We start from the raw sequence: 24,719 nt of genomic DNA on the forward strand, positions 1-24,719 counted from the left end.
ATCCGATGGCGCTGTCTCCCGCACCGCGTTCCACCACGACGCCCGCGCCCGCTTCGGCCCTTGGCCGGCTGCGCGGCGCCTCCGACAGCCTGAGGGGCCTTGCCCAGCAGCCGGCCGTCGGCCGGGCGCTGCCCTCGATCGTGCTGATCGCGGTCTCGGCGATGGCCCTGCTGGTCTGGCTGACGCTGCGCGAGCCGCCGCGATCGACCCTCTATCCCGGCATGGCCGAGGCCGAGAAGGCCCGCGTCATCGAAAGCCTGACGGCGGGCGGCATCGACGCGCGCATCGACCGCACCACCGGAGAGATCACCGTCACCGCGGCGGACTATCATCGCGCCCGCCTGTCGCTGGCCGCGCAGGGGCTGCCGCAATCGGTGCCGGACGGCGACCGCATCCTGACCGACCTGCCGATGGGCGCCAGCCGCGCGCTGGAAGTGGCCCGCCTGCGCCAGGCGCAGGAGCTGGACCTGGCACGTTCGATCACCGAGATCGCCAGCATCCAGGGCGCGCGCGTGCATCTGGCCCTGCCGGAACGGTCGGCCTTTCTGCGCGACACCCATCCGCCCCGCGCCTCGGTCTTCCTGACGCTGGCGGCCGGCCGGGTGCTGGATGCGGGCCAGGTCGAGGCGATCGTGCATCTGGTGTCCTCGTCGATCCCCGGCATGGCGCGGGACGAGGTCACGGTGGTCGACCAGGCGGGCCGCCTGCTGTCCAGCGGCGACGAGGATGCCGCCGACCGCCTGAGCGACCGCCAGCTGCGCCACCGCGTCGAGGTCGAGACCCTGCTGCGACGCCGGATCGAGGCCGTGCTGACCCCTATCGTCGGCGTCGGCAACCTATCGGTCGAGGTCACCGCCGCGATGGATTTCACCCAGCGCGAGATCATGGAGGAGCGCGTCGACCCCGAGGGCAACGCCCTGCGCAGCGAACAGCTGTCCGAGACCGAGAACCGCGACGCCCCGGCGGGCGGCATCCCCGGCGCCGTGGCCAACACGCCCCCGGTCGAGGCCGACCTGGCCCAGGCGCCGGCGACGGAGGGCGGCGATCCGGGCGCGGTGCGCAGCCGCTCGACCGGGACGACCCGCAACTTCGAGGTCAGCCGCAGCGTCGCCAATACCAAGGCCGAGACCGGCCAGATCCAGCGCATCTCGGCCGCCGTGGTGATCCGCGCGCCCGCACAGGTTCCCGCCGCCGAGACGCCCGCGGGCGAGGCCCCCGCCGATCCGGCGGCGCCCCTGCTGCCCGTGGCCCTGATGGAGGATCTGCAGCGCCTGGCGGAAACCGCCATCGGCATGGATGCCGAGCGGGGCGACCGCGTCACGATCCTGGCCCAGCCCTTCGCGGAACCCGCCCAGGCCATGGCCGGAGAGGTCGTCAGTTACGACTGGGTACCCGACGCGATGCGCCAGCTGGGCCTGATCGCGCTGCTGGCCATCGTCGGGCTGGGCGTGGTGCGACCGCTGCTGATGCGCCAGACCCAAGCGGCGCCGGCCGACGGGGTGCCCGTCCTGGCCGCCACCACCAAGGTCGAGGTCGCCGAGGGAGAGACGCTCGACACGATCGAGGAGCGGCTGGACCGCAACCAGCGCGACCTGCTGGCCAGCGTCATGGGCAGCAATGCCAGCCGCACGCAAAAGCAGATGGTCCTGCGCCAGCTGGGCGCCGACGACCCGGTCCGCATCGCGCTGGTCATGCACCGGATGATGCTGCCCGAACGCGACATCACCTAGGAGATCCGACAGATGCCCACAGCCGTCACCCCCGGTCCCGCCACCTCCGATGCCGCCGTGCTGATGCTGATGCTGGGCGAACGCATCGCCGCCGAGGTGATGCGCCACCTGAGCCCGGCCGAGGTCCAGCACCTGGGCGCCGCGATGTATGCCGTCGAGCACGTCCCCGAGGACCAGATGGACCGCATCGTCGACGGCTTCCTGACGCAGCTGGCCGCGGAGACGGGGCTGGGGCACGGCACCCATGCCTATGTCCGCAGCGTGATGAACGAGGCGCTGGGGCCCGACCGCGCCCAGTCCGTCATCAGCCGCATCAGCCCCAACAGCAGCGACCGCCCGATCGAGCTGCTGGACTGGATGGATGCGCGGGGCATTTCCGAGCTGATCGCGGACGAGCATCCCCAGATCATGGCGCTGGTGATCGCCTGCCTGGACTATGGCCAGGCCGCCCAGGTCCTGGGATCGCTGCCCGAGGACCTGCAGCCCGACGTGATCCGCCGCATCGCCCAGCTGAATTCCGTCACGCCCGAAGCGCTGCGCGACCTGGAACAGGTGCTGCAGCGCAAGTTCAAGGCGACCTCGACCTCGGCCGCCTCGCAGATCGGCGGCGTCCGGGCGGCGGCGCGGATCATGAACTTTACCCGGTCCGGGACCGAGGCGCGGATCCTGCGTGACATCCGCAAGGACGACAAGGACCTGATGGTGGCCATCCAGGACAACATGTTCGTCTTCGACAGCCTGGGCCGGTCGGACGACCGCAGCCTGCAGACCCTGCTGCGCGCCATCGAACCGGAACGGCTGGTCCTGGCGCTGAAGGGCGCGGACGAGGTCCTGCGCGACCGGCTGTTGTCCTGCATGTCGGTCCGCGCCGCCGCCGGCATCCGCGACGAGATGGAGGCCCTGGGCCCCGTCCGCCTGTCCGAGGTGCAGGAGGCGCAGAAGCAGATCGTGGCGGTCGCCCGCCAGATGGCCGATGCCGGCACCATCGTGCTGGCCGGTCGCGGCGGCGAGGAGATGGTGTGACCATGAGGCGCCAGAAAAGCGGGAGGACCGATGGGCTTTCAACCTGACCTGCGCGAAGGGGGCGCGGTGGCGGGCTTTGTCCTGACGCCGGGCCTCTGCGCCCCGGCCGAGGCGGCGGGCTTTACCCGGCGCGACCCGATGACCCGCCGCCTGCAGGGTCCCGTTTCGCCTGCGGAAGCGCCCAAGGAGGAGCATGCGCCCGATCTTGCGCCCGCCGATCCTGCGCCCCTTGCAATCCAGCCCCCCGCGCTGGCGCCGCGCCCCATCCCCGTCACCTACAGTGCCGAGCAGATGGCGGCGGCGCGGTCCGAGGCGCATCGCGAGGGCGCCGCCCAGGGACGCGCCGAGGCCGAGGCCGAGGTCGCCGCCGAACGCCAGGATCTTGCCCGGGCCGCGCAGGCGCTGGCGGCGGCGATGGCGGCGCTGACCCATCCCGCGCCCGCCCGGCTGCAGGAACTGACGGATGCGCTGAACCGCGCCGTCCTGACGCTGGCGGCCGCCCGGGCGGGGCAGGCCATCGACAGCATGCCGGACCCCTTTGCCCGCCGTGTCGCGGCCCTGATCGAACGTCTGGGGCAGGGCCTGCAAGAGGTCGTCGTTCACCTGCACCCGGACGACCTGGCCGTGGTGGCCCCCCTGCTCTCCGGTCCCGTTGCGCCCGAGCTGGCGCTGCTGGCGGCGTGCCGCCTGCTGCCCGACCCGGCCCTGGCGCGCGGCGATGCGGAGCTGCACGCGCCCGGACTGCGCCTGATCGACCTGCTGCGCGACCTGCCCGATGCCGGTACCTTCGCGGAGGAGGCGCCATGATGCAGCCGCAGATCGCCGGGCCCGGGTATCTGGATGGCCTGATCGCGCAGATGGGAAGCCTGCCGGGGGCGCGGGTCCGCATCTCGGGGCGGGTCCTGCGCTATGACGGGCTGACGGTCGAGACGACCGGCTTTCCCGCCAGCCCCGGCGCCCTGGTCGGCATCGCCACCACGGACGGCACGCCGACCCTGGCCGAGGTCGTGGGCTTTCGCGATGGCCGCAACCAGCTGTTCCTGACCGAGCCGCAGGCGGTGATCGAGGCAGGGGCCGAGGCCTGGCTGGTCGCGGGCGGACAGGATGTCGGCGTGGGTCCCCAGCTGCTGGGCCGGGTGATCGACGCGCGCGGCGCCGCGCTGGACGGCCGTCCCGATCCCTGCACGACGGACAGCTGGCCCCTGCACGGGCGCCAGCTGAACCCGCTGATGCGCGCAGCCGTGGATCAGCCGCTGGACGTGGGGGTGCGGTCCATCAACGCCGCCCTGACCCTGGGCGAGGGGCAGCGGATCGGCGTCGTCGCGGGCTCGGGCGTGGGCAAGTCGGTCCTGATCGAGATGATGGCCCGCAAGGCCGCCGCCGACGTGGTGGTGATCGCCCTGATCGGCGAGCGCGCACGCGAGGTCGGCCATTTCGCCCGCCGCCTGATGCAGGGCGAGGCCGCGGCCCGCAGCTGTCTGCTGGCGGTGCCGGCGGACCGGTCGCCGCTGCTGCGGCTGCGCGGGGTGCGCCGGGCCATGGCCATCGCCGAATGGTTCCGCGCCCAGGGACAGCGCGTGCTGCTGATCGTGGACAGCCTGACCCGCGTCGCCCATGCGCAGCGCGAGATCGGCCTGGCCCTGGGCGAACAGCCGACCGCCAAGGGCTATCCGCCCTCGGTCGTGGCGATGATCCCGACGCTGCTGGAACGCGCGGGGCCGGGGCTGGCGGGGCAGGGCACGATCACCGCGATCTGCACCGTGCTGGCCGATGGCGACGACACCACCAACGACCCGGTGGTGGACACCGCGCGCGGCATCCTGGACGGGCACCTGGTCCTGTCGCGGCGGCAGGCGCAGATGGGGCTTTATCCCGCCGTGGACATTCCCCAATCCGTCAGCCGGGTGATGACCGACATCGTCGACCCTCAGCACCTGTCGGCGGCGCAGCGGCTGCGGCGGCTGATCGCCTCCTATCTGGACAACCGCGACCTGGTGATGATGGGCGGCTATGCGGCCGGCCAGGACCCGGTCCTGGACGAGGCGCTCCGCCTCTGGCCGCAGATCTGCGCGCTGATCACGCAGGGCCAGGACGAGGGCACCAGCCTGGCCGACAGCCGCGCGGCGCTGGTTGCGCTGATGGCGCAGGACGCCGTCGGGGGCGGAGGCCCATCGTGAGCCGCGCCCGCATCTTCGAGCTGATGTCGCGGCGCGAGGCCGCGCGCCTGGCCGCCCTTTCGCGCGACCATGCTGCGGTGCTGGGCCAGGTCCGGCAGGCCGAGGCACTGAGCCAGCGCCTGAGCCGCATGATGGACGATCTGGCGCCGCGCCAAGGCGTCACCGCGGCCGCGACCCTGCGCGACGCGGGTCTGCTGGCGGCGGGCCTTGCCGCCGAGGCCGACCGCCAGCAGGGCCGGATCGAACAGGCCCGGCACGAGGCCGAGCGCCTGCGCCTGCTGATCGGCCAGCACGACCAGCGCCGCCGCCTCAGCGCGGATGCCGCCACCGCCGCCCGGGCCGAGGCTGCGGCCGAGGGGGAAGCCCGCGCCGCCGCCCTGACGCCCGTGCGCAGAAATCCCTGAGCCGCGCCCGTTCTGGCACCCGACTTGCAGATGTTCGGTCAGGCAACCGAAACCACAACAAGAGCAGATGAACCAGATGATCCTGTCCACGGACATGTCCCCGGTCGGAACGGAACGTCGGATGCCTGGGCCGGCCTCCTGCCCGCCGCGCCACGCGGAGGCGGGCGACAGGCCCACCCCCTTTGCGGCAACGCTGGAGGCGGCGGGCCTGACCGGGGGCGCGGGGGAGGGGCCTGCCTCTGTCCCCGTCCCGACGCCCTTGCGTGCGGTGGTCCCAGCCGAGGCTGCCGAAACGGCGCCGCAGCAGGACCTGCCGCAGGACTGGCTGCAGGTCCTTCCCGCCGCGCTGATCCCGCCCACAGGGCCGGCCCCGCGCGGGGCAGGAGACCCGGCGGCGGCGGTCAAGGTGGCGGCATCTGGGACAGAGATCATCCAACGACCCGGTCCCGATGCAGGACCGGGCGGCGATGGGGGCGACGGGACAGCGCCCCTGCTGGACGCGGGTCTGCCTGCAGCTCTGCCGGAAAAGGGTGCCGCAGAAGCGCCCGACCGGCGGGAGCAGCCCGTTCCGGCGACAACCGCACCGGAAGAGGGTGCAGCCTTTACCGAAACGGAGGCTGCGGATGCCGATCCCCGGCCCGGTCCCGCCGAAGGGGAGCCGGTCCATTCGGACATTCCGCAGGCCGGCGGGGTTCCGGCCCCTGCCGTCCCTGGCCCGCGCAAACCCGGTCCCCGACCGGATGCCGAACCTGCGCCGACCGAGGCTGAAGCGGCCAAGGCAACGACCCCACCGCCCACCGCGCCATCGGGCATGGCCATGTCCGTGCCCCTGCCAACCCCCGGTGGCGGCGCCCCTGCGCCCGCGCCCCGACCCTCCGGAGGCATGGGTGCGGTGCGTTCGGCGCCTGCCGCGCCTGTCGCCGCGGATCCGAGCAGGGTTGTCGTGCTGCCGGAGGATGCGCCGACGAGCGGCGCCGCCGCTCCGGCCTCGGCCCTGCCTGACGATCCGCGCGCGCGACCGGCCCAGGTGGCGGCCGATCTTTCCGTCGCACCGGTCCCGGACGCCGCCGTCCCGGTCGTCGCGGCCCCTTCGCCTGCGGCGCCCGCGCCAGGCGGCGCGCCAACGATGGCTGCCCCCCTGCCGGGCACCGCGCAGCCGCTGGACATGATGCGCCCCGACTGGACGGGCAGCATCGCCATGACCCTGGCCGAACTGGGGGCGGAGGGCGGCACCATGATCGTCGACCTGGCCCCCGAAGAACTGGGCCGCATGCGCATCACCCTGACAGTGGAAGGCGAGCGCACCACCGTCCAGTTCCAGACCGACACGCCCGAAGCGGCGCGGCTGCTGTCGCAGGGCGAACGCCAGCTGGCGCTGGACCTGGCCCGCGGCGGCATGAACCTTGCAGGGCATGAGGCGAACCCCGGCGGCGGCTGGGGTGGACGCCATGGCCGCCCGCAGTCCGGCGGGGCCGGTGCGGATACCGGCCTGCCCTCGGGCCCGGTCCCCGCGCCGCAGCATCGCGGCATCGTCAACCTGATCGCATGAGGTCCCTCAAGTGCCCCCTCCAGCCAAAGCCGCAGAACCCGAAGCCGACATCCCCGCACCCAAGAAGGGCAAGGGCGCCAAGGGCATCCTGAAGGGCGCGCTTGGCGCGCTGGTCTGCATCGGCCTGGGCCTGGGCGCGGGCTGGTATCAGTTCGGCCGCAAGGAAAGCGCGATGGACGAGGCGCTGCGCCTGATCGAGCGCCCGAGCGCGACCCCCGCCGAGGAAACGGTCGAGGGCGAGGGGGGCATGCAGAAGGTCGCCAAGCCGCTGCCCGAGACCAATCCCTTCGTCACCAGCTATTACGAATTCGAGGAACCGCTGACCACCAACCCGGCCGGATCGCGCCGCTTCCTGCAGATCGGGGTCTCGCTGTCGACCCAGTATGACGCGACCGTCATGGCCCATGTCGAGACGCACAAGGCCGCGCTGCGGTCGGACATGCTGGCAGCCATCGGCAGCCTGACCGAGGAGGACATCGCCGGCATCGAGGGGCGCGAGCTGCTGGCGCAGGTGCTGCGCGACGCGATCAACAGCCGCCTTGAACAGCTGGAAGGCTTTGGCGGTGTCGAGGGCGTCTATTTCCCCTCCTTCATCCTGCAGTAGTCCGATGGCCAAGCCGACCAAGCTTTCCTCGACCGAAGTCGCTGCCCTTGTCGGCGGCCTGATCGACAGCGATTTCGCGCAGGATGACAACGACACCCTGAACGGCCAGCCGGTCCGCCCCTATGCCTTCGGGTCGAACGACCTGTCGGGCTTTGGCGACTATCACGGCCTGAAGATGATCAACGAACGCTTCTGCCGCATTGCGCGATCGGCCTTCCTGCCGATGCTGCGGTTCCAGCCGCGGATCTCGTGCTTTCCGCCGGAGTTGCGCACCTTCGAGGATTACCGCGACAGCCAGGACAATTTCCTGTCGCTGACGATCAGCGCCAGCGAGGAGCTGCGCGGCAGCCTGCTGACGGTGATGGCGCCGTCGTTCATCTCGCAGCTGACCAATGCCTATTATGGCGGCGGGATCAGCGCCCCGGCCGCCACGCGGACCGAATTCACCGCGACCGAGCACCGGGTGATCGAACTGGTGACCGACCGGCTGAACGCCGCGCTGCAGCTGGCCTGGCGCGACCTGGTGGGGCTTGGCCTCAGCGTCAGCAGCCGCGAGGAGAACATGCAGTTCGTCGCCTTTGCCGACAGCGACGAGATGGTCGTGAACTGTTCCTTCATGGTGCAGCTGCCGGGGCTGGAGCCCGCGAATTTCGACATCCTCTATCCGCTGCAGATCCTCAAGCCGATCGCCAGCCTGTTGCGGTCGCGCATGCAGTCCGACCAGCTGACCGAGGATCGCAGCTGGCGCGAAAAACTGGAACAGGCGGTGATGCGGGTGCCTTTGGGCGTCTCGGTCCGGCTGTGCCAGCCGCAGGTGCCGCTGTCGCGGCTGATGACGCTGACCGATGGCGAGGTGCTGCCGGTCAGCCTGAATGGCGCCGTCGAGGTGCTGGTCGAGGGCCAGCCGATGTTCGACGCCCAGCCCGGAGAGCAGGGCGGCCATGCCGCCGTCTCCGTCACCCGCCGACGCCTGGCCTGACCCGAACCCAAGGAGCCCCACATGAGTGCAAGCGACCCCACCGCCCGCCCCGGAACCGACCACCTGCGGCTGCTGGAAAACATCGGCGTCGCCCTGACGGTCGAGGTCGGCCGGGCCGAGCTGACCATCCGCGACCTGCTGCGCCTGTCCGAAGGTTCGGTGATCGAGCTGAACCGCATGGCGGGCGATCCGCTGGACGTTCTGGTGAACGGCACGCCCATCGCCAAGGGCGAGGTGGTGATGGTCGGCGAACGCTTTGGCATCCGGTTCGGCCAGATCATCACGCCGGAAGAACGCGCCGACGCGGTCTGACCGCCGTTCGTGGCATGGGGCTTGCAGCGTCAGGTTGCAGCACGTCACCTTGCGGAAAGCCCCATGGACCTTTTACGTCCCGACCAGATCCTGACCCTTGCGGCCTTTCTTGGCGGGCTTGGCCTGCTGTGGTGGCTGGTCATCCGCAACCGCGGCGCCCTGACCGCGCGCATCGCCCAAGACCGGCGCCTGCGGGTGCTGGACCGCGTGGGCCTGGGGCCGGGGGACCATGCGATGATCCTCAGGGTCGATGCACGCGATTTCCTGTTGGTGCGCCTGAAGGGCGCCCCCGCCGTGCTGCATCCGCTGGACCCCGCCGCCGATGCCCGGCCGGAGGGCACCCAATGAAGGCCGTGATCCGCCCCGCCGTCCTTCTGGGGCTGGCCGTCCTGATGTCGCCCGCGCTGGCCGAGGCGCAGGGCATCCCGGCGCTGACGCTGAACCAGACCCAGACCGGCGAAAGCTGGTCGCTGTCGCTGCAGATCCTGGTGCTGATGACGGCGCTGACCGTCCTGCCGTCGCTGCTGCTGGGCATGACCGCCTTTACCCGCATCATCATCGTTCTGTCGATCCTGCGCCAGGCGCTGGGGACACAGCAGACGCCGCCGAACCAGGTCCTGATCGCGCTGGCGATGTTCCTGACCTTCTTCATCATGCAGCCGGTCTTCCTGCAGGTCCATGACCGGGCTCTGGCCCCGGTGCTGGACGAGACGATGCCCCAGCAGGAGGGGCTGGTCATCGCCGGCGACATCATGAAGGGCTTCATGATCGAGAACACCCGCCAGAACGACCTGACGATGTTCGCCGAACTTGCGGGCGACGCGCCCTATGCCTCGACAGAGGCGGTGCCGATGCGCGTGCTGCTGCCGGCCTACATGACGTCGGAACTCAAGACCGCCTTCCAGATCGGTTTCCTGCTGTTCCTGCCCTTCCTGGTGATCGACATCGTGATCGCCTCCATCCTGATGGCCTTGGGGATGATGATGGTGTCGCCCGTGCTGGTGGCGCTGCCCTTCAAGCTGCTGCTCTTTGTGCTGGTGGACGGGTGGGCGCTGACCGTGGGGTCGCTGGCGGCGGGATACGGGCTTGCGGCCGGGGGGGCGGGCTGATGGAATTCGGTGCAGGCGTCGATCAGCTGCAGATGGCCTATTGGCTGATCCTGAAGATCGCCGGCCCGGTCCTGGGCGTGGCCCTGGCCGCAGGCCTGGTCATCGGCATCCTCCAGGCCGCCACCTCGATCAGCGAGAACACGCTGAGCTTCGTGCCCAAGTTGGTGGTGGTCTTCCTGACCATGGCGCTGGCCTCGGGCTACATGCTGTCGGGCCTGGGCGACTACTTCGACTTCATCTTCGACACGATCAGCACGATCCGCTAGGCGATGGAGGGCGCGGTCTTCACCCTTCCCGGCCTGGACATGGCGCGGCTGGCCGACCCGGCGGCGGGCTTCTTCTTTGCCATGCTGCGGATCGGGGCCTTCCTGATCGCCTCGCCGGCCTTCGGGGGGCGCTATTGTCCGATCCCGGTGCGCATCGTCGCGGCGATCTGCCTGACGCTGCCCGTGCTGGGCCAGGCGGACCTGCCGGGGGCCGAGGCGCTGGCGCGCCTGTCCGTGGTGCCCCTGGTGATGGCGGAGCTGGCCCTGGGCCTGACCGCCGGGCTGGTGCTGACGATCCTTTTCGGCGCGGCCGCAATGGCCGGGGACCGGATCGCCAATGCCGCGGGCCTGGGCTTTGCCATGCAGGTCGACCCGTCCATTGGCGGGCAGAGCCCGGTCGTGGCGCAGATCTTCAGCCTGGCGATGGTGATGGTCTTCATCACCACCGACAGCCATCTGATCGCCCTGCGGATCGTCCTGGACAGCTATCAGGCCGTGCCGCCGGGCCGGGTTCCCGACATGACCATCCTGGCGGCGGCGGGCATCAGGGCCGGGACCGCGATGTTCGCCCTGTCGGCCACGCTGATGCTGCCGGTGGTGGCGGGGCTTCTGGTGCTGAACCTGGGCGTGGGCATCATCACCCGGTCGGCGCCGCAGCTGAACCTGTTCTCGGTGGGCTTTCCGCTGGCGATCATCGCGGCTCTGGTCCTGCTTTGGCTGACGGTCCCGCAGGTCACCACCGGCATGTCGGGCATCACCCAGGTCGGGACCGAGGGCCTGCAGGGCATCTTTGCGCCCGCGGACGAGGCGCGCTGAGATGGCCGAATCCGACGACGGCGCCGAACGCAGCCAGGAACCGACCCAGAAGCGCCTTGAACAGGCGCAGCGCGACGGACAGATCCTGACCTCCAAGGAGATGCTGGTCTTTGCCACGCTGGGCGCGGGCACGCTGGCGTTGCTGATCCTGCAATCCTTCGGACCCCAGGCGGCGCTGCGCTGGTCGGCGCAGCTGGTACTGGGCGACCGCGCGACACTGGACGCGACGATGCTGCCTTCGGTCGTGTCGGCCGGGTGGCAGGTGCTGGCGGCGGCGCTGATCGTGGCGGGGCCGGTCATGGTGGCGGCCATCGCCGCGCAGGCGGCCATGGGCGGCATCGCCTGGACGCCCAAGGGCTATGCCTTCAAGCCCGACAAGATGGACCCGCTGAAGGGGCTGAAACGGATGGTGTCGATGACGGCGCTGGTCGAGCTGGGCAAGGCCGTCGCCAAGGTGGTGCTGCTTGCCGCCGTGGCGCTGGCGGTGACCGCGGGTGCCATGCCCCGGATCATGGGCCTGGGCTGGATGACGACCGGGGACGCGATGGGGGTCATGGCCGACCTGATCCTGCGCTTCTTCTTTGCCATGACGCTGATGCTGGGGGTGATCGGGGCGGCCGACCTCTACTGGCAGGCGCATAGCCGCAACAAGAAGCTGCGCATGACCCTGGCCGAGGTCAAGCGCGAGCATCGCGAGGACAACGGCTCGCCCGAGCAGAAGGGCAAGCTGCGCCGGATGCAGATGGATGCCAGCCGCAGGGGCGCCCGCGAACGCGCGGCCCTGCCCGAGGTGCAGACCGCCAGCGTCGTCGTGATGAACCCGCGCCATTTCGCGGTGGCCCTGCGCTATCTGCCCGGCGTGGACGAGGCGCCGCAGATCGTGGCCAGCGGGCGCGACGGCATGGCCCTGCAGATGCGCGACCTGGCGCGCCGCGCAGGGGTCCCGCTGCTGGAGCTGCCGCCGCTGGCGCGTGCGCTCTATTTCACCGGAGAGATCGGCACCCAGATCGACCCGCGGCTTTACGGCACCGTCGCCACCGTCCTGGCCCATGTCTGGCGCATCGACCGGGGCATGGCCGAGGATCTGCCCCCCGTCGATCTGCCGCCCGAGATGCAGTTCGACGCGAATGGCCGGCGCCCGGCGGGATGATGGCACGCGATTTGCAGCACCGCCCCGACGGGCAGATCATGGAGGACCGAAGATGCCGACCCGCTATACCAATCCCCGCGACTGCCGCGTCTGCACCATGGGCCAGCGCCTGTCCACGCTAGGCTTTGCGATCTTTGCCGTCGCGCTGATGGTCGCGCGGCTGGACCCGATGCTGAGCCACCTGCAGCGGACGGGGCTGGCCGTCTGCGCGCTGCTTTGCGCGCTGGCGGTGTTCCGCAACCCGATCTCCTGGGTGGCGGCGCGGGTGATGCCCGGTCATGCCGGCTCGCGTTCCGGCATGCGCAAGGGCAGGTCATGACCGAGCTGGCCCTGACCGAGGTCCCGGTCGACGCGGCGGTCAAGTCCGCCCTGGCCGCCGCCGAGGCCGCGACCGATGCCGCCCACGAGGCCGAGGCCGTCTTGGCCGCCCGGTCCGAGGCGGCCGAGGCCGTCGGGCGGACCGCGCGGCGCATGGGCATCCTGACCGGCGTCAGCGCCGGCAGCGCCCTGCTTGTGCTGGCGCTGGCAGGCTCCAGCCTCTGGTCCAACACCTCGTCGCTGAACGACGCAGCCACGGTCCAGGCTGCCGCCAGCGCCGCCTTTGTCGAGCGTCTGGGCGAGATGAACATCGCGCTGGACCGCATGGAAAAGGCCGTGGCTGAAACCGAACGCCTGGCCGCTGCCCAGCAGAGCCGGATGGAGGCTGCGGCCGAAGCCCCGCGCACCCCGGCCCCGGCTGCCGTTCCCGGTGCCCCGGAGGCGCTGTCGCCCGCGCTGGCGCAGCGGCTGGACAGCCTGCGATCGGACCTCTTGGCGGCCATCGCCGAGGTCGAGCTGTCCGTCGGCACCCGCCTGTCGCACTTTGTCCCGCCCACCGCGCCCGCCGCGGCGCCCGCCGCCGCAACACCTGCCGCCGCGCCCCAGGCCTCCGCCGCACGGCCAGCGGCGCCACGCCGCGCCGCGCCTGCGGCCAAGCCCCGGCCGCGCACGGCGCCGGCCCCGGCCGCGCAGGCGCCGAACCCGTTCCGCTATCCCTGATCCCAAGACCGGACCCGACATGAGCGATCCTGCCGACGACCCCCGCACCCTGCGCCTGTCCCGCTGCGGCGCCCGCGATCACGGCAGCACGCTGGGCCTGCGCGCGGGCGATCTGCTAGCGGGCGTCAACGGCGTGCGCTGGCAGGGCAGCCCCGCCGCACTGTCGGCTCGTCTTGCCGCCGCGCCGGAGCCGCTGGTCCTGACCTTCCTGCGCGACGGGGCGCTGCTCTCCGTGCTGACCGATCGTGCCGACCTGGGCCCTTGGGACGAGGTGCCGGCGTCCGGCCCCGACATGCCCGCAGGTCCCGCCACGGCCGGCCTGTGCAACTGGGAGATCATGCGCCGCCCCGACGGCACGCATGACCTGTTCGCGCGCCGCCCGTCGCTGATGGCGCTGGTCGCGCCGGCGCTGTGGCTGGCGCGGATGCGGCTCTGGACCTGGTTCTTTACGCTGGTCACGGGCCTTGTCCTGGCGCTGCCCGGCGGGGCGCCGCTGATGTTCGCCGTCTGGATGGCGGCGGGCCTGCACCTGTGGCGCAGCGGCGACGGGCATCTGCGCACCGCCCGCCTGTCCGAAGGGTTCTATACCGCCGGCATCATCGCCGCCCGCAGCGAGGCCGAGGCCTGCCGCAGCTGGGCCGCGCTTGACCCCGGCGCGCAGTTCCGCTTTGACCGCCGCGCCGCGGCCGTGGCCGATCCGGCGCCGCAGAACGGCTGACGACCCCTCAGGACTCCGGCGCCGGCTGCGCGGCCGCGGTGACGACCGCGCAGTTCGGCGGCGCGGCCTCAGCCCGTGCCGCGCACCAGTCGATGAAGGCCAGCCGTGCCCGGTCCTGCGCGGCGGGACGTTCGGCGGGCGGGATCATCGCCAGGCTGGCCTCGCGGGCGGGAACCGCGCCGGGCACGTCCAGCGCCGCGGCGATCGACTGCCAGGCATGGGCGGCGACCGAATCCGGCGCGGACCTGACCGACGCCGCGATGGCCGCCAGCGCCAGCATCGCCGCGCCGTCCCCGGATTGCGCGGCGGGCGTCAGTTCGGCCTCCGTTCTTGCGGCGATGGCGTCGCGCGTCTCCTGCGGCAGCGGGTCCATCAGCTTGCGGCGCAGGCCGCCGGCGCCGGTCAGGCCGGTCAGTTCCGCCTTCAGCGCCCAGAAGGCGGCCTCGGTGCTGTTCTGCGGCACGCCGCGTCCGGTGGCATAGAGCACCGCCAGGTTATAGGCCGCCTCGCCGTCGCCCGACCGGGCCAGGGAAAAGAACCCCGCCGCCGCCGCGCCGTAGCGCCCGGCATCCGCAGCCTCCAGGGCCTCCCGGAACGGGTCAGCCCGGGCCGAGGTCAGGGCGCCGCAGAGGGCCAGGGGCAGCAGCAGGGTCCGGCACCAGATCCGCATCATCGCCCCGCCACCATGACCAGTTGCAGGTACAGCAGCCGGCGGGCGGGCGTATGCGCCGTCCCGATATCCGAGACAATGACCATGGGCCGGGCCTGCCCCTCCTGCACGACCTCGATGCGGATCGTGGCGGGCAGAACGATGCGGTTGTCGGCCAGGGTCTTCAGCGGGTCCGCGGTGAAGGCCTGGCGAAACTCGCTGTCGATCCAGGCCAAGGCCAGCGCCCGCCCCAGGATGTCGGGCAGCAGCCGTTCCACGTCCTTGCGGTCCTGAAAGATCACCGGCCCCGAGGACAGGCGATAGTCGGTCTGCCGGGCATTGCGCTCCAGGGGTTCGGTGGTGCCGCTGGCCCGGCCCGATCCGGTGCGCGCGGGCAGCCGGATGCGGGCCGGCACCAGGGCCAGGTCTTGTCGCTGCGACATCTTTCTCTCCGGTTGCGGCACGGGGTCCTCGAAGGGATGAGACGGCAGAAAAGGCCGCCGGTTTAGCCCCACCCGAAAGGATTGATGGCCTATCCGCAATGACAGATGCGTGATGTCCGTCAGTCATCCCTATGCCGGAGGTCCGGTTGTCGGAAAACCGACACTGCCGGAGAATGGGGGCAACCACGAAGGGACGAGGGACATTTCCATGACCACCCGCTTTGCACCGCCCGCCCTTGGAACCCTGCAGGATGCCTCGGCGACAGCCCATCAGGACGCGCCCTTCACCCTGGCCGACCGATTGATCCCCGGATCCTCGGCGCCGATGCGGCAGGTCAAGCGGCTGGTGACGATGCTGGCGCCGGCGGAGGGGCCGGTGCTGGTAACGGGCCAGAGCGGGTCCGGCAAGGAACTGGTGGCGCAGGCGCTGCACCGGCTGTCGGGCCGCAAGGGGCAGCTGGTCGCCGTCAACTGCGCCGCGCTGCCAGCCGAGCTGCTGGAGGGAGAGCTGTTCGGGTCGGAACGCGGCGCCTATACCGGCGCCGACCGCGCGCGGCCGGGCCTGATCGAGCAGGCCGAGGGCGGCACCCTGTTCCTGGACGAGATCGGCGACATGCCGCTTGGCTTGCAGGCCAAGCTGCTGCGGGTCCTGGAAACGCGCATGGTGCGCCGTTTGGGGGGTGCCGCGCCGGTGCGGATGGATTTCCGCGTGGTCGCGGCGACCCATCGCGACCTGGACCAGATGGTCGCGGAGGGGACCTTCCGCCAGGACCTCCTTTATCGGCTTTCGGTCTTTCCAGTGCAGATGCCGGCGCTGGCCCAGCATATCGCGGACCTGCCCGAGATCCTGGGCTGCCTGCTGGATGACCTGGCCGTCGGCGCGCCGGGGCAGTCGATGCCCGAATTCGACGACAGCGCGATGCGCAGCCTGATGGCCCATGACTGGCCCGGCAATGTGCGCGAGCTGCGCACCGTCGCGCAGCGCGCCTGCCTGCTGTTTCCCGGCCGGCGCGTCACCGCGCGCGAGGTCAAGGACAACCTGTTCAGCTTTGCCGTGGCCGACGACGGCGCGGGCCGCCCCTGGCCGCAGGCGCCGCATCCCGCGCAGGCCGGGCTGCCCGCCGCCGACCATTTCCGCGACAGCCTGGCGGCGGGCCTGTCGGACCTGGACCTGCGCTGCTATCTGCGCGACATCGAGGTGGCGCTGATCACCGCCGCGCTGGACCGCCACGAGGGCTGCGTCAGCCGCGCCGCCCAATCCCTGCGCCTGCGCCGCACCACGCTGATCGAGAAGATGCGCAAATACGGCGTCGGCCGCGGCGCCTGAGCCGCGGCTGTCAGGACGGGTCAGCCGTCGCGCGCCCACATCTTCTGCAGGTTCTGGATATAGTCGCCGGTGCTCTTCATCTGCGTGACGGCCTGTTCCATGGCCGCAAAGCGCGTCAGATAGCGTTTTTCCACCACCGCCGCGCGTGCCTCCAGCGCTTCCATGCGCTCGGACGCAGTGCGGCTGGACCGGTCCAGGTCGCTCTCGCGCCGGCCGATGATGCCGGTGGACTCCTCGGCCCGGGCCAGCAGCGCGCCCAGGCTGCCCACCAGGCTGCGACCAAAGCGGAGGCTGCCATTCGTGACGCCCGGCTCTGCCAGCACGCTCAGGCCCTGCACCGGTCCTGCCAGCGCGATGAAGGCCCGCCGCCCGTCGCCCAACCCCAGGCCCATCATCGCATAGCCGCCCAGCTGCGCATTGCCCGCGCCATCGACCGAAAAGGCCAGATCGCCCGAGTTGAGTCCGGACGACACCTTGCCCCGCACCGACAATCCGTCCGTCAGGCTGCGCAACTGGTCTCCGAACAGCGCGTCGAAATCGCCGGCCCGGTCCCGGAAGGTCCGGTCGAAGGCCGGCGGGTCGAAACGGAAGAGGCCGTTCCGTTCCGTGGCGATCCCCAGATCCGCCAGGTGGATCGGGCGATCGGCAAAGCCGTTCAGCGGCGTCGCGATCAGCCGGCGCAGGTCCTGCTGCAAGGTCTCGATGCTGCGGTCGCCCGCCAGGTCGCCCGCGGGGGCCCCCCCGACCCCGCGCGACGTCAGCGACTGAAGCAGGCCCATCACGCCGTTCAGGCCATCCACCAGCGTCTGGATGTTCGTGCGTGCGGCCTGTTCGTCCCGTTCGACGGTCAGCGTCCCCGAGGTGACGGCCGACAGCGTGACCTCGACCCCCGGCATGATGTCGCGGATGACGTTGGTGGGACGTGACACGGCGATGCCGTCCACCAGCACGCGGGCATCCGCCGCGGCCTGCACCTGGCGCTGCGCGTTGCTTGCGGTGGTGTCGAAGGCCGACAGGTTGATCCCGCCGCCGCCCGTGCCGGTCGCGGCCAGGCGCAGCGCATTGTCGGCGCCCGTCTCGCTGACGATGCCCAGGGAGACGGTGCCGTCGCCCTTGTCCAGGACCCGCGCCGTGACGCCCGGCACCGCGCTGAGGATGCCCGCCAGCCCCTCCAGCGTGGTGCCGGGGGGAACGGTCAGGGACTGTGCCGGACGGGCGGTGTCGGGGGTGAAGCCCGCGCCGTCGCCGGCCCATCGGCCGAATTCCAGGCCCAGGACGCCGGCATCGACCGGGGCCTTGCCCGAGGCGAAGCCGCCGAATTCCAGCACCTGCCGCGCGGCCAGCGACTGCACCTGCAGGGGCACGCTGTCGGGACGCAGCAGGTTGCGATCGGTCACCTTGGGCATCATCGCCGCCGTGGTCGTGGCCACGATCAGGACCGGGTTCGTCGCCGTCTGCGCCAGCGCGCCGTTCAGGGCCTGGAACTGGGCGCGGACCTGGGCCAGGGCCGACAGCTTGACGTTGTCCTTCTGGATCTGCGACTTGAGGACATCCAGGCGCGGCGCGGTCTCGGCGGTGGTCAGCGTCTGCGCCAGTTCCCGCAGGTTCAGGCCCGAGCCGTTCTTGTTGAGTGCCGACAGAAGATCGCTGCTCATGTCATCCTCCTTCTCACAGGGACTGAACGGACGGGTGGGGGGCGGTTTTAGCGACCAGTCCCGTCACGGCGCGAAATCGAAGACGATTTCGATGCGGCGGTTCTGGCTGCGGCCCTCCTCGCTGGCATTGTCGGCGACGGGTTCGGCCTCGCCCTTGCTGATCGCGGAGAGGCGCGCCGGGTCCACCTGCGATCCCAGTTCCCGCACCACCGCCGAGGCGCGGGCGGCGGCCAGGCCCCAGTTGTCCACGAAGGGCCCCCCGGTCAGGGGCACGCTGTCGGTATGGCCGGTGACGGTGATCTGGCCCTCATCCCCGGCCGAGGCCAGGGCGATGCGCGACATGATCTCGCGCGCATCGGCCGTCAGGTCGGCCGATCCCGACCCGAAGGCGCCGCCGGCGCCGACGGTCACGATGACCTTTTCGTTTTCCTGCTGCACATCGACCAGCCCCTGGCCCTCGACCTCCTGCAGGGCGACCTTCAGGCGCGCCTCGGCGATGGCGGCCTTCTGCTCGCTATTGCTGCCGGCCTCGCCGGAGGCGGCCTGTTCGCCCCCGGTGCCGCCCGCCGGTCCCTCGGCCGCGCCGCCGCCCGATCCTGTCTGCTGCGCCTCGGCGATGTCGCGGGCGGCCTCGGCCATGGCCTGCGCCAGGGCCTGCGCGCCGGCACCTTCGGGCAGGCGCATCGTCACCGTGCCGCCTTCGCCGCTGACCGTCACCTCGCCATCGGCCAGCGCCTGTTCCAGCGCCTCGGTCAGCTTCTCCATCGCCTCCTCGGCCGGGGGCTGGGGCGGGTTCTGGGCCGCGCCCTCCTGCGGCTCGGGCACATCCTCGGGCGAGGGGGGCGTGCTGCTGGGCGGAGAGCTCATCTCGATGATCGTGGTGGCCTCGGGGTTGGGAAAGACCTCGATCATCTTGACGCCGAAATGATCGCGCAGCGCGCCGGTCATCTTCTTGAACGACACCTCGTCGAAATTGGCAAAGGACAGGATCAGCACGAAGAAGGCCATCAGCAACGTCGCCATGTCGGCAAAGGTCGCCATCCAGGCCGGCGCGCCCACGGGCGGGCAGGCGGGGCAATCCTGTTCGTCCTCGTCGTCGTCGGGCAGGGGGGCGGGCTGCAGCGGCAGCGCCTTGATCTTGGCCATGGTCGTTCCCCGTCAGGCTGCCGCGCGCATCTTTTCCTGGACCGGCGGGTCCAGGGCCGCCAGCAGCTGATCCTCGATCAGGCGGGGGCTTTCGCCGCGCGCGATGCCACGCAGCCCCTCCATGACCAGCGCCCTGTATTCCAGTTCGGCCGAGGTGCGGCCCTGCATCTTGGTCAGGATCGGGCCGAACAGCACGTTGGCGATCATCGCCCCGTAAAGCGTGGTCAGCAGCGCCACCGCCATCGCGGGCCCGATGGCCTTGACGTCCGACATGTTGCCCAGCATCAGCACCAGGCCGATCAGCGTGCCGATCATCCCCATGGCGGGGCCGATGTCGACCCAGGCCTTGATCACGCCCTGCACGCCCTCGTGGCGCGACTTCATCGCCTTGATCTCCTGCTTCAGCTGCTTGGTCAGCTTGGCCTCGTCGGCGCCGTCGACCAGCATCTGCAGGCCCTTCTCGAAGAACTTGTCGGGAACCGCCTGGCCCTCCAGCGCCATCATGCCGTCCTTGCGGGCCAGGGCGGACAGTTCGACCAGGCGCTGGACCAGCAGGTCGGTCTTGAGCGTCGAGGCCTTGAACATGCGCCCGATCGCCTTGAAGCTGGACATGTAGGGGCCCATCGCGGTGGTGGACAGGACGGCAAAGGCGGTGCCGCCGAAGACGATCAGGATCGAGGGGACATCCAGGAACGGCCCCAGGCCGCCCGCAAAGATCATCGCCCCGAAGATCATGCCCATGGCCCCCAGGAAGCCCACCAGACCCGCAACATCCATCACCGCACTCCTTGCTGCCGCAGCCCCTTGCAGCAAGCTCTGTGCCAGAATCTGCGGGCCGGGCTAAACTTTCGCCGGAAACGCCGTTCATCTTGTCAGGCGCCGCGAGGCGCGTCGCTTGACCCAGGAGATGAACATGACCAGCATCAACACGAATATCGGCGCGCTGTCCGCCCAGGCGAACATGACCCGCGTCAACAACCAGCTGAACAACGCCATGACGCGCCTGTCGACGGGTCTGCGCATCAATGCCGCCAAGGATGACGCCGCGGGCATGGCCATCGGCGAAAAGATGACCTCGCAGATCATGGGCCTCAACCAGGCGGTCCGCAACGCCACCGACGGCAAGAACCTGATCGACACGACGGAATCGGCCCATGTCGAGGTGTCGAACATGATGCAGCGCCTGCGCGAACTGGCCGTGCAGTCGGCCAACGACACCAACACCTCGTCCGACCGCGGCAACATCGTGGGGGAAAGCCGCCAGCTGATCGCGGAGATCAACCGCGTGTCCGAAACCACCACCTTCAACGGCATGAAGGTCATGGACGGCACCTTCAGCGGCAAGCAGTTCCAGATCGGCGCCGACGCGAACACCACCGTCGCGATCAATGTCGAAAGCACCCGCGCCACCGAGATCGGCGCCTTCACGATGCGCTCGAACGTGAACGTGGTGCAGGACAGCGCCTCGGAAATCGCCGCCGGCACCAAGCTGGTCATCTCGGGCCATGCGGGTTCGGCCGAGGTGTCGCAGACCGCCGGCATGTCCGCCAAGGGCCTGGCCGCCGCGGTCAATGCCGAAACCTCGAAGACGGGCGTGTCGGCTAATGCGCGCACCGTGGCCAAGCTGTCGGGCCTGGCCGAGGGCCAGCTGACCTTCAGCCTGAACGGATCGGCCATCGGGCCGGTCTCGATCTCGGAGGATGCCAGCGGCGCGCTGGACCTGCGCTCGCTGCGCGACGCGATCAACGCCAAGACCACCGAAAGCGGCGTCACCGCCAAGATGGGCACCAACAACACCGAGATCATCCTGACCGACTCGACCGGTGCCAACCTGAACATCTCGAACTTCGACTCCGATGATGGCGCGGGCGGCGACCTGACCCTGAACGTCGACGTTCTCAGCGCCGACGGGTCCGAGGCCGCCAATGCCAGCTTCACCAGCACCACCACCGTGACGGACGGCGAGAACGCCACGGTGACCGGGCAGGTGACGATGTCCTCGACCAAGGTCTTCTCGGTCCATTCCTCGGACATCACCGATGACGCGGCCTTCTTCGAAAGCTCGAACAACGCCAGCAAGCTGGAGAAGCTGGCCGAGATCGACCTGTCCACGGCCGAGGGCGCCGGCAAGGCGATCAACGTCATCGACGCGGCGCTGTCCAAGATCAGCCAGTCGCGGTCCGACCTGGGTGCGATCTCTAACCGGCTCGACTCGACCATCTCGAACCTGACCAACATCTCGACCTCGACCCAGGCCGCCAAGTCGCAGATCATGGACGCCGATTTCGCGGCGGAATCGACCAACCTGGCGCGGGGTCAGATCCTCAGCCAGGCGGCGACCGCGATGCTGGCCCAGGCCAACGCCTCCAAGCAGAACGTGATGAGTCTGCTGCGCGGCTGATGGTATCCTGACACATCCATTCGGAACCCTTGGCGCCTTTCGCGCCAAGGGTCTTTTGCTGCAACGGTTTTATCGCGCTCCTGACGCGGTCATTCGTCGGGTTTCCGACGTTTTAGTCCCGTCAAACGAAAATTTTGGAATCCGCATGACAGGGTGCTGAAAGTGGTCTGGTCAAGGAGCCACGCCATGCAACTCAGCCATTCCCATTCGCTTGGACACCGCCAGTCGCTTGTGGTCAGCCAGCAGCTGCGCCAGGCCATCGTCCTGCTTCAGATGAGCAATCCCGAACTGCAGACCTTCATCGAGAGCCAGGCCGAGGAAAACCCCTTCGTCGAATTCGCCAACCGTCCCGCCGTCCTGAAGCCGGTGCCGATCCCGCAGGGCGTCGCCGGCGGCCAGCGGGAGGACTGGGACCGCGTGGGCGCCCTGGCCGACACGCGCGCCGTGTCGCTCTATACCCATGTCGCCGGCCAGATCGGCGCCCTGGAGATGACCGAGGCCGAGATCGAGCTGGCGACCGTCTTCGTCGATGCGCTGGAGCCGTCGGGCTGGCTGGGCGCGACGCTGGACGACCTGGCACAGCGGGGCGGGGTGCCGCTGGCAGAGGCCCGGCAGATGCTGACCCGCCTGCAGGCGCTGGAACCGACCGGCATCTTCGCACGCAACCTGGCCGAATGCCTGCGGCTGCAGGCCGCCGAACGGGGACTGCTGTCGCCGCTGTTCGCCCGCGTGCTGGACCACCTGCCGCTGCTGGCCGCGGCCGACCTGAACGGGCTGGCGCGGATCTGCCAGTGCACCATCCCCGACCTGCACGCGATCCTGCGCGACCTGCGCGGCCTGGACCCCAAGCCCGGCGCCCGTTTTGACACCACGTCCGATCCCGTGCGCGCGCCCGACCTGATCGTCAGCGCGGCCCCCGAAGGCGGTTGGCAGATCGAGCTGAACCGCTCGACCCTGCCGCGCGTGGTCATCCGGGAGCACGATGCCCGCCAGCTGGCCCCGGCCGAGGGGGCCGCCGCGCAGGTGCGCAACGAAGCGCGATCCTACGTGTCCGAACGCCTGTCGGTGGCCCGCTGGCTGGCCCGCGCGGTCGAGCATCGCAACAGGACCGTCCTGCGCATCGGCGAGGAAATCCTGCGCCGCCAGGCCGGTTTCCTGGAACAGGGGCCCGAACACCTGCATCCGATGACGCTGAAGGAAATCGCCGCCGCGGCCGATGTCCATGAAAGCACCGTCAGCCGCGTCACCACCGGCATCCTGATGCTGACCCCGCACGGGGTGCTGCCGCTGAAGAAGTTCTTCACCGCGGCCCTGCCGACCCAGCACGAGACGGGCGGTTCGGCCGGGGCCGTGCGCCACCGCATCGGCCGGCTGATCCGCAGCGAAAGCGCGGCCCGCCCGCTGAGCGACGACCAGCTGGCCCGGCTGATGGCGGACGAGGGCATCACCGTCGCGCGCCGGACGGTTGCGAAATACCGAGAGCAGCTGAACATTCCGACCGCCTCGATCCGGCGGCGGCAGGCGATCCTGTCAGGCCGCAGCTGACGCCGAACGGGTCCAGCCCCTGACGCCCGGTGCAAAGGCGCGCCGGGCGTCAGGCTGTTCAGGGGGTTTCGGACCCGTCCGCGCCATCGTCATCGCCCATCATGAACAGCGCGTTCATGGCCGCGGCGGCATCGGCGGCGTCCATCGGGGCCGGCGCGGTGCCTGCCTTCTTGCGCTTGCGCGGCTTTTTGACCTCGGCGGGCGCCTCCGCTTCGTCGGGCATCGGCGGCAGGTCCTGCGGCTCGGGTTCCTCATGCGGAGGTTCGGGTGCGGGTTCATCGGCCAGGGGCGAAGGACTGGCCTCGGGCCAAGGCGCGTCGAAGTCTGAATTCCAGAAATCCGCGTCCGCCACGAAGGTGGAGGCGGTTTCGGCCGGCGTTTCGGCTTCCTCGGGCCCGGGCTCGGGCGCGGGTTCAGGGACGGGCTTGGCCGGCAGGGGCGGCGCAGGTTCGGGTTCGGAGGCCGCGGCCAGCAGCTGGGCCGCATCCTCCAGCCGGATCGAGGTGATCACCGTCTTGGGCGGCCGTTTGGGGGCAGGGGGCGGCGCGATGACCACGGCGGGTTCAGGCGTCTCGACCGGCTCGGGCGGCGCCGGGGGCGGCACCAGGACCGGACGCGCGCCCTGCGACTGGCGCAGCAGCGCGATCCGCATCGCCAACAGGACCCGCCGCCGCGCCGGCGGATCGGCCGGGACCTGCGCCGGCAGCTGCTCCAGCAGGCCGGCCGCCTCCTCGGCCGTGCGGTCCTTCAGCCCCCGCGCCACCAGGGCCACCAGTTTTTCGGATGTTTTTGCCGTCATCGCCGCCGTCCTCCGCAATCTGGCATTTCGCTTGCAAGCATCGGGCCAAGGACCCGCACCATCGGAGGCAAAGAGATGACGATCGACCTTCGCGATCATATCGGTTTTCACGCAACCGCGCTGACCATCGGCGAGCGGCGGGCCGGACTGCTGGCCTCGAACATCGCCCAGGCCTCGACGCCCGGCTACAAGGCGCGCGACATCGACTTCGCGGCGGAACTGGCCCGGCAGGTGGGCGGCGCGGGCGTCCCCGCCACGACGCATGCGGGCCATATCAACAGCGCGGCCAGCCCCGACAACGGCCCCGGCTGGCGCGTGCCGGTCAGCGCCTCGCTGGACGGCAACACCGTCGAGCCGGCGGTCGAGCAGGTGCAGTTCGCGGAAAACGCGCTGCGCCAGCAGGCCAGCCTGACCTTTCTCAACCGTCGCATATCCGGGCTGATGACAGCCATCCGGGGGGAATGATGAGCCAGATCAACAGCGTCTTCGACCTTGGCACCCGCGCCCTGTCGGCGCAGATGCAGCGGCTGAACACCACCGCGTCGAACCTGGCCAATGCCGGGACCGTCGCCGGCAGCGCCGAGGCGGCGTTCCGGCCGCTGCGCCCGGTCTTCGTCGTCGACGAGGGCGTGCCGGGCAGCGGCCTGTCGGCGCCGCGCGCCGAACGCGTCGTGGCGCTGGACCGCGAACCGGCACGCATGTTCCGCCCCGACCACCCGCAGGCCGATGCCGAGGGCTTCGTCTATGAATCGCCCGTCCAGGTCGAGGAGGAGATGGTCGAGATGCTGGAGGCCAGCCGCCATTACCAGAACACGCTCGAGGCGCTGTCGACCTTGCGCACGATGATGTCCCGCACGCTTGGCATGGGCCAGTGACGGC

The 24,719-nt window shown here is 70.6% G+C and carries 28 protein-coding genes; 22 read left to right on the forward strand and 6 right to left on the reverse strand.

Features of this window, described 5'->3' with window-relative positions; all coding sequences use genetic code 11:
- The first annotated feature begins 5 nt into the window (after positions 1–5).
- From fliF to ACZ2G3_RS05370, 17 genes are all read left to right on the forward strand, one after another.
- Positions 6–1,730 carry a flagellar basal-body MS-ring/collar protein FliF gene (fliF, locus tag ACZ2G3_RS05290; RefSeq protein WP_470398132.1) on the forward strand — a complete coding sequence of 575 codons (1,725 nt, stop codon included), beginning with the start codon at positions 6–8 and terminating at the stop codon, positions 1,728–1,730.
- 12 nt (positions 1,731–1,742) lie between these two features.
- A complete protein-coding gene (fliG, locus tag ACZ2G3_RS05295; RefSeq protein ID WP_419267250.1) occupies positions 1,743–2,753 on the forward strand; it encodes a flagellar motor switch protein FliG in 1,011 nt (336 codons plus the stop codon).
- A 30-nt stretch (positions 2,754–2,783) separates the two neighbouring features.
- Positions 2,784–3,560: a FliH/SctL family protein gene (locus ACZ2G3_RS05300; RefSeq protein WP_470398134.1), complete on the forward strand. Its 777-nt coding sequence runs from the start codon at positions 2,784–2,786 to the stop codon at positions 3,558–3,560.
- A 50-nt stretch (positions 3,561–3,610) separates the two neighbouring features.
- Positions 3,611–4,930 (forward strand): FliI/YscN family ATPase, encoded by a 1,320-nt coding sequence (locus ACZ2G3_RS05305; RefSeq protein WP_470399057.1) that lies wholly within the window; start codon positions 3,611–3,613, stop codon positions 4,928–4,930.
- Positions 4,927–5,334, forward strand: coding sequence for a hypothetical protein (locus ACZ2G3_RS05310; RefSeq protein ID WP_470398136.1), 408 nt, complete (start codon positions 4,927–4,929; stop codon positions 5,332–5,334). The genes ACZ2G3_RS05305 and ACZ2G3_RS05310 overlap by 4 nt, the downstream gene beginning before the upstream one ends.
- 67 nt (positions 5,335–5,401) lie before the next feature.
- Complete coding sequence (locus tag ACZ2G3_RS05315) at positions 5,402–6,883, forward strand: flagellar hook-length control protein FliK (RefSeq protein ID WP_470398138.1); 1,482 nt, start codon at positions 5,402–5,404, stop codon at positions 6,881–6,883.
- A gap of 10 nt (positions 6,884–6,893) precedes the next feature.
- The gene (locus ACZ2G3_RS05320; protein ID WP_470398140.1) at positions 6,894–7,487 is read left to right on the forward strand and encodes a flagellar basal body-associated FliL family protein; all 594 of its coding nucleotides are present in this window, start codon (positions 6,894–6,896) and stop codon (positions 7,485–7,487) included.
- 4 nt (positions 7,488–7,491) lie between these two features.
- Entirely contained in the window at positions 7,492–8,466 is a 975-nt protein-coding gene (gene fliM / locus ACZ2G3_RS05325; protein ID WP_419267257.1) for a flagellar motor switch protein FliM, read from the forward strand.
- A gap of 21 nt (positions 8,467–8,487) precedes the next feature.
- The gene (gene fliN / locus ACZ2G3_RS05330; protein WP_470398142.1) at positions 8,488–8,778 is read left to right on the forward strand and encodes a flagellar motor switch protein FliN; all 291 of its coding nucleotides are present in this window, start codon (positions 8,488–8,490) and stop codon (positions 8,776–8,778) included.
- Between the two features lie 63 nt (positions 8,779–8,841).
- A complete protein-coding gene (locus ACZ2G3_RS05335; RefSeq protein WP_470398144.1) occupies positions 8,842–9,126 on the forward strand; it encodes a flagellar assembly protein FliO in 285 nt (94 codons plus the stop codon).
- Positions 9,123–9,887, forward strand: coding sequence for a flagellar type III secretion system pore protein FliP (gene fliP, locus ACZ2G3_RS05340; protein WP_470398146.1), 765 nt, complete (start codon positions 9,123–9,125; stop codon positions 9,885–9,887). Before ACZ2G3_RS05335 ends, fliP begins: the two co-directional genes overlap by 4 nt.
- On the forward strand, positions 9,887–10,153 hold the full coding sequence (gene fliQ, locus ACZ2G3_RS05345; RefSeq protein ID WP_419267261.1) for a flagellar biosynthesis protein FliQ: 267 nt from the start codon (positions 9,887–9,889) through the stop codon (positions 10,151–10,153). The genes fliP and fliQ overlap by 1 nt, the downstream gene beginning before the upstream one ends.
- 3 nt (positions 10,154–10,156) lie before the next feature.
- Complete coding sequence (gene fliR / locus ACZ2G3_RS05350) at positions 10,157–10,969, forward strand: flagellar biosynthetic protein FliR (RefSeq protein WP_470398147.1); 813 nt, start codon at positions 10,157–10,159, stop codon at positions 10,967–10,969.
- 1 nt (position 10,970) lies between these two features.
- On the forward strand, positions 10,971–12,119 hold the full coding sequence (locus ACZ2G3_RS05355) for an EscU/YscU/HrcU family type III secretion system export apparatus switch protein (RefSeq protein ID WP_470398148.1): 1,149 nt from the start codon (positions 10,971–10,973) through the stop codon (positions 12,117–12,119).
- 52 nt (positions 12,120–12,171) lie between these two features.
- Positions 12,172–12,438, forward strand: coding sequence for a hypothetical protein (locus tag ACZ2G3_RS05360; RefSeq protein ID WP_470398150.1), 267 nt, complete (start codon positions 12,172–12,174; stop codon positions 12,436–12,438).
- Complete coding sequence (locus ACZ2G3_RS05365; RefSeq protein WP_470398152.1) at positions 12,435–13,157, forward strand: hypothetical protein; 723 nt, start codon at positions 12,435–12,437, stop codon at positions 13,155–13,157. The genes ACZ2G3_RS05360 and ACZ2G3_RS05365 overlap by 4 nt, the downstream gene beginning before the upstream one ends.
- Positions 13,158–13,176: 19 nt before the next feature.
- A complete protein-coding gene (locus tag ACZ2G3_RS05370) occupies positions 13,177–13,875 on the forward strand; it encodes a hypothetical protein (protein WP_470398154.1) in 699 nt (232 codons plus the stop codon).
- Between the two features lie 7 nt (positions 13,876–13,882).
- Here ACZ2G3_RS05370 and ACZ2G3_RS05375 read toward each other — a convergent pair whose 3' ends face one another.
- Both ACZ2G3_RS05375 and ACZ2G3_RS05380 read right to left on the reverse strand, forming a co-directional pair.
- Complete coding sequence (locus ACZ2G3_RS05375; protein ID WP_470398156.1) at positions 13,883–14,548, reverse strand: SEL1-like repeat protein; 666 nt, start codon at positions 14,546–14,548, stop codon at positions 13,883–13,885.
- Positions 14,545–14,967, reverse strand: a complete 423-nt coding sequence (locus ACZ2G3_RS05380; protein WP_419267268.1) for a hypothetical protein — start codon at positions 14,965–14,967, stop codon at positions 14,545–14,547. Before ACZ2G3_RS05380 ends, ACZ2G3_RS05375 begins: the two co-directional genes overlap by 4 nt.
- A 208-nt stretch (positions 14,968–15,175) precedes the next feature.
- Between ACZ2G3_RS05380 and ACZ2G3_RS05385 the strand changes: the two genes are divergently transcribed.
- Positions 15,176–16,294 (forward strand): sigma-54 interaction domain-containing protein, encoded by a 1,119-nt coding sequence (locus tag ACZ2G3_RS05385; RefSeq protein ID WP_470398158.1) that lies wholly within the window; start codon positions 15,176–15,178, stop codon positions 16,292–16,294.
- 20 nt (positions 16,295–16,314) lie between these two features.
- Here ACZ2G3_RS05385 and fliD read toward each other — a convergent pair whose 3' ends face one another.
- From fliD to ACZ2G3_RS05400, 3 genes are all read right to left on the reverse strand, one after another.
- Positions 16,315–17,949: a flagellar filament capping protein FliD gene (gene fliD, locus ACZ2G3_RS05390; RefSeq protein WP_470398160.1), complete on the reverse strand. Its 1,635-nt coding sequence runs from the start codon at positions 17,947–17,949 to the stop codon at positions 16,315–16,317.
- Between the two features lie 63 nt (positions 17,950–18,012).
- Positions 18,013–19,095 (reverse strand): OmpA family protein, encoded by a 1,083-nt coding sequence (locus ACZ2G3_RS05395; RefSeq protein ID WP_470398161.1) that lies wholly within the window; start codon positions 19,093–19,095, stop codon positions 18,013–18,015.
- 12 nt (positions 19,096–19,107) lie between these two features.
- Entirely contained in the window at positions 19,108–19,872 is a 765-nt protein-coding gene (locus ACZ2G3_RS05400; protein ID WP_419267273.1) for a motility protein A, read from the reverse strand.
- 136 nt (positions 19,873–20,008) lie between these two features.
- Between ACZ2G3_RS05400 and ACZ2G3_RS05405 the strand changes: the two genes are divergently transcribed.
- Together ACZ2G3_RS05405 and rpoN are read left to right on the forward strand one after the other, a co-directional pair.
- On the forward strand, positions 20,009–21,496 hold the full coding sequence (locus ACZ2G3_RS05405; protein WP_419267274.1) for a flagellin N-terminal helical domain-containing protein: 1,488 nt from the start codon (positions 20,009–20,011) through the stop codon (positions 21,494–21,496).
- 186 nt (positions 21,497–21,682) lie between these two features.
- Positions 21,683–23,041, forward strand: coding sequence for an RNA polymerase factor sigma-54 (rpoN, locus tag ACZ2G3_RS05410; RefSeq protein WP_470398163.1), 1,359 nt, complete (start codon positions 21,683–21,685; stop codon positions 23,039–23,041).
- 58 nt (positions 23,042–23,099) lie between these two features.
- On the opposite strand, the gene ACZ2G3_RS05415 is transcribed toward rpoN, so the two are convergent.
- Positions 23,100–23,840 carry a hypothetical protein gene (locus ACZ2G3_RS05415; RefSeq protein ID WP_470398165.1) on the reverse strand — a complete coding sequence of 247 codons (741 nt, stop codon included), beginning with the start codon at positions 23,838–23,840 and terminating at the stop codon, positions 23,100–23,102.
- A 75-nt stretch (positions 23,841–23,915) separates the two neighbouring features.
- On the opposite strand from ACZ2G3_RS05415, the gene flgB reads away from it, so the two are divergent.
- Positions 23,916–24,305, forward strand: a complete 390-nt coding sequence (gene flgB / locus ACZ2G3_RS05420) for a flagellar basal body rod protein FlgB (protein WP_470398166.1) — start codon at positions 23,916–23,918, stop codon at positions 24,303–24,305.
- On the forward strand, positions 24,305–24,715 hold the full coding sequence (gene flgC / locus ACZ2G3_RS05425; RefSeq protein WP_470398168.1) for a flagellar basal body rod protein FlgC: 411 nt from the start codon (positions 24,305–24,307) through the stop codon (positions 24,713–24,715). Before flgB ends, flgC begins: the two co-directional genes overlap by 1 nt.
- The last annotated feature ends 4 nt before the right edge of the window (positions 24,716–24,719 follow it).

It is taken from the genome of Paracoccus sp. KKT209, assembly GCF_055635455.1.

What these genes read in the sequence shown, in the direction of transcription:
- fliF (WP_470398132.1), top strand. Translation starts at nt 6, where the DNA reads ATGGCGCTGTCTCCCGCACCGCGTTCCACCACGACGCCCGCGCCCGCT.
- fliG (WP_419267250.1), top strand. Translation starts at nt 1,743, where the DNA reads ATGCCCACAGCCGTCACCCCCGGTCCCGCCACCTCCGATGCCGCCGTG.
- ACZ2G3_RS05300 (WP_470398134.1), top strand. Translation starts at nt 2,784, where the DNA reads ATGGGCTTTCAACCTGACCTGCGCGAAGGGGGCGCGGTGGCGGGCTTT.
- ACZ2G3_RS05305 (WP_470399057.1), top strand. Translation starts at nt 3,611, where the DNA reads ATGGGAAGCCTGCCGGGGGCGCGGGTCCGCATCTCGGGGCGGGTCCTG.
- ACZ2G3_RS05315 (WP_470398138.1), top strand. Translation starts at nt 5,402, where the DNA reads ATGAACCAGATGATCCTGTCCACGGACATGTCCCCGGTCGGAACGGAA.
- fliM (WP_419267257.1), top strand. Translation starts at nt 7,492, where the DNA reads ATGGCCAAGCCGACCAAGCTTTCCTCGACCGAAGTCGCTGCCCTTGTC.
- fliN (WP_470398142.1), top strand. Translation starts at nt 8,488, where the DNA reads ATGAGTGCAAGCGACCCCACCGCCCGCCCCGGAACCGACCACCTGCGG.
- ACZ2G3_RS05335 (WP_470398144.1), top strand. Translation starts at nt 8,842, where the DNA reads ATGGACCTTTTACGTCCCGACCAGATCCTGACCCTTGCGGCCTTTCTT.
- fliP (WP_470398146.1), top strand. Translation starts at nt 9,123, where the DNA reads ATGAAGGCCGTGATCCGCCCCGCCGTCCTTCTGGGGCTGGCCGTCCTG.
- fliQ (WP_419267261.1), top strand. Translation starts at nt 9,887, where the DNA reads ATGGAATTCGGTGCAGGCGTCGATCAGCTGCAGATGGCCTATTGGCTG.
- fliR (WP_470398147.1), top strand. Translation starts at nt 10,157, where the DNA reads ATGGAGGGCGCGGTCTTCACCCTTCCCGGCCTGGACATGGCGCGGCTG.
- ACZ2G3_RS05355 (WP_470398148.1), top strand. Translation starts at nt 10,971, where the DNA reads ATGGCCGAATCCGACGACGGCGCCGAACGCAGCCAGGAACCGACCCAG.
- ACZ2G3_RS05360 (WP_470398150.1), top strand. Translation starts at nt 12,172, where the DNA reads ATGCCGACCCGCTATACCAATCCCCGCGACTGCCGCGTCTGCACCATG.
- ACZ2G3_RS05365 (WP_470398152.1), top strand. Translation starts at nt 12,435, where the DNA reads ATGACCGAGCTGGCCCTGACCGAGGTCCCGGTCGACGCGGCGGTCAAG.
- ACZ2G3_RS05370 (WP_470398154.1), top strand. Translation starts at nt 13,177, where the DNA reads ATGAGCGATCCTGCCGACGACCCCCGCACCCTGCGCCTGTCCCGCTGC.
- ACZ2G3_RS05375 (WP_470398156.1), bottom strand. Translation starts at nt 14,548, where the DNA reads ATGATGCGGATCTGGTGCCGGACCCTGCTGCTGCCCCTGGCCCTCTGC.
- ACZ2G3_RS05380 (WP_419267268.1), bottom strand. Translation starts at nt 14,967, where the DNA reads ATGTCGCAGCGACAAGACCTGGCCCTGGTGCCGGCCCGCATCCGGCTG.
- ACZ2G3_RS05385 (WP_470398158.1), top strand. Translation starts at nt 15,176, where the DNA reads ATGACCACCCGCTTTGCACCGCCCGCCCTTGGAACCCTGCAGGATGCC.
- fliD (WP_470398160.1), bottom strand. Translation starts at nt 17,949, where the DNA reads ATGAGCAGCGATCTTCTGTCGGCACTCAACAAGAACGGCTCGGGCCTG.
- ACZ2G3_RS05395 (WP_470398161.1), bottom strand. Translation starts at nt 19,095, where the DNA reads ATGGCCAAGATCAAGGCGCTGCCGCTGCAGCCCGCCCCCCTGCCCGAC.
- ACZ2G3_RS05400 (WP_419267273.1), bottom strand. Translation starts at nt 19,872, where the DNA reads ATGGATGTTGCGGGTCTGGTGGGCTTCCTGGGGGCCATGGGCATGATC.
- ACZ2G3_RS05405 (WP_419267274.1), top strand. Translation starts at nt 20,009, where the DNA reads ATGACCAGCATCAACACGAATATCGGCGCGCTGTCCGCCCAGGCGAAC.
- rpoN (WP_470398163.1), top strand. Translation starts at nt 21,683, where the DNA reads ATGCAACTCAGCCATTCCCATTCGCTTGGACACCGCCAGTCGCTTGTG.
- ACZ2G3_RS05415 (WP_470398165.1), bottom strand. Translation starts at nt 23,840, where the DNA reads ATGACGGCAAAAACATCCGAAAAACTGGTGGCCCTGGTGGCGCGGGGG.
- flgB (WP_470398166.1), top strand. Translation starts at nt 23,916, where the DNA reads ATGACGATCGACCTTCGCGATCATATCGGTTTTCACGCAACCGCGCTG.
- flgC (WP_470398168.1), top strand. Translation starts at nt 24,305, where the DNA reads ATGAGCCAGATCAACAGCGTCTTCGACCTTGGCACCCGCGCCCTGTCG.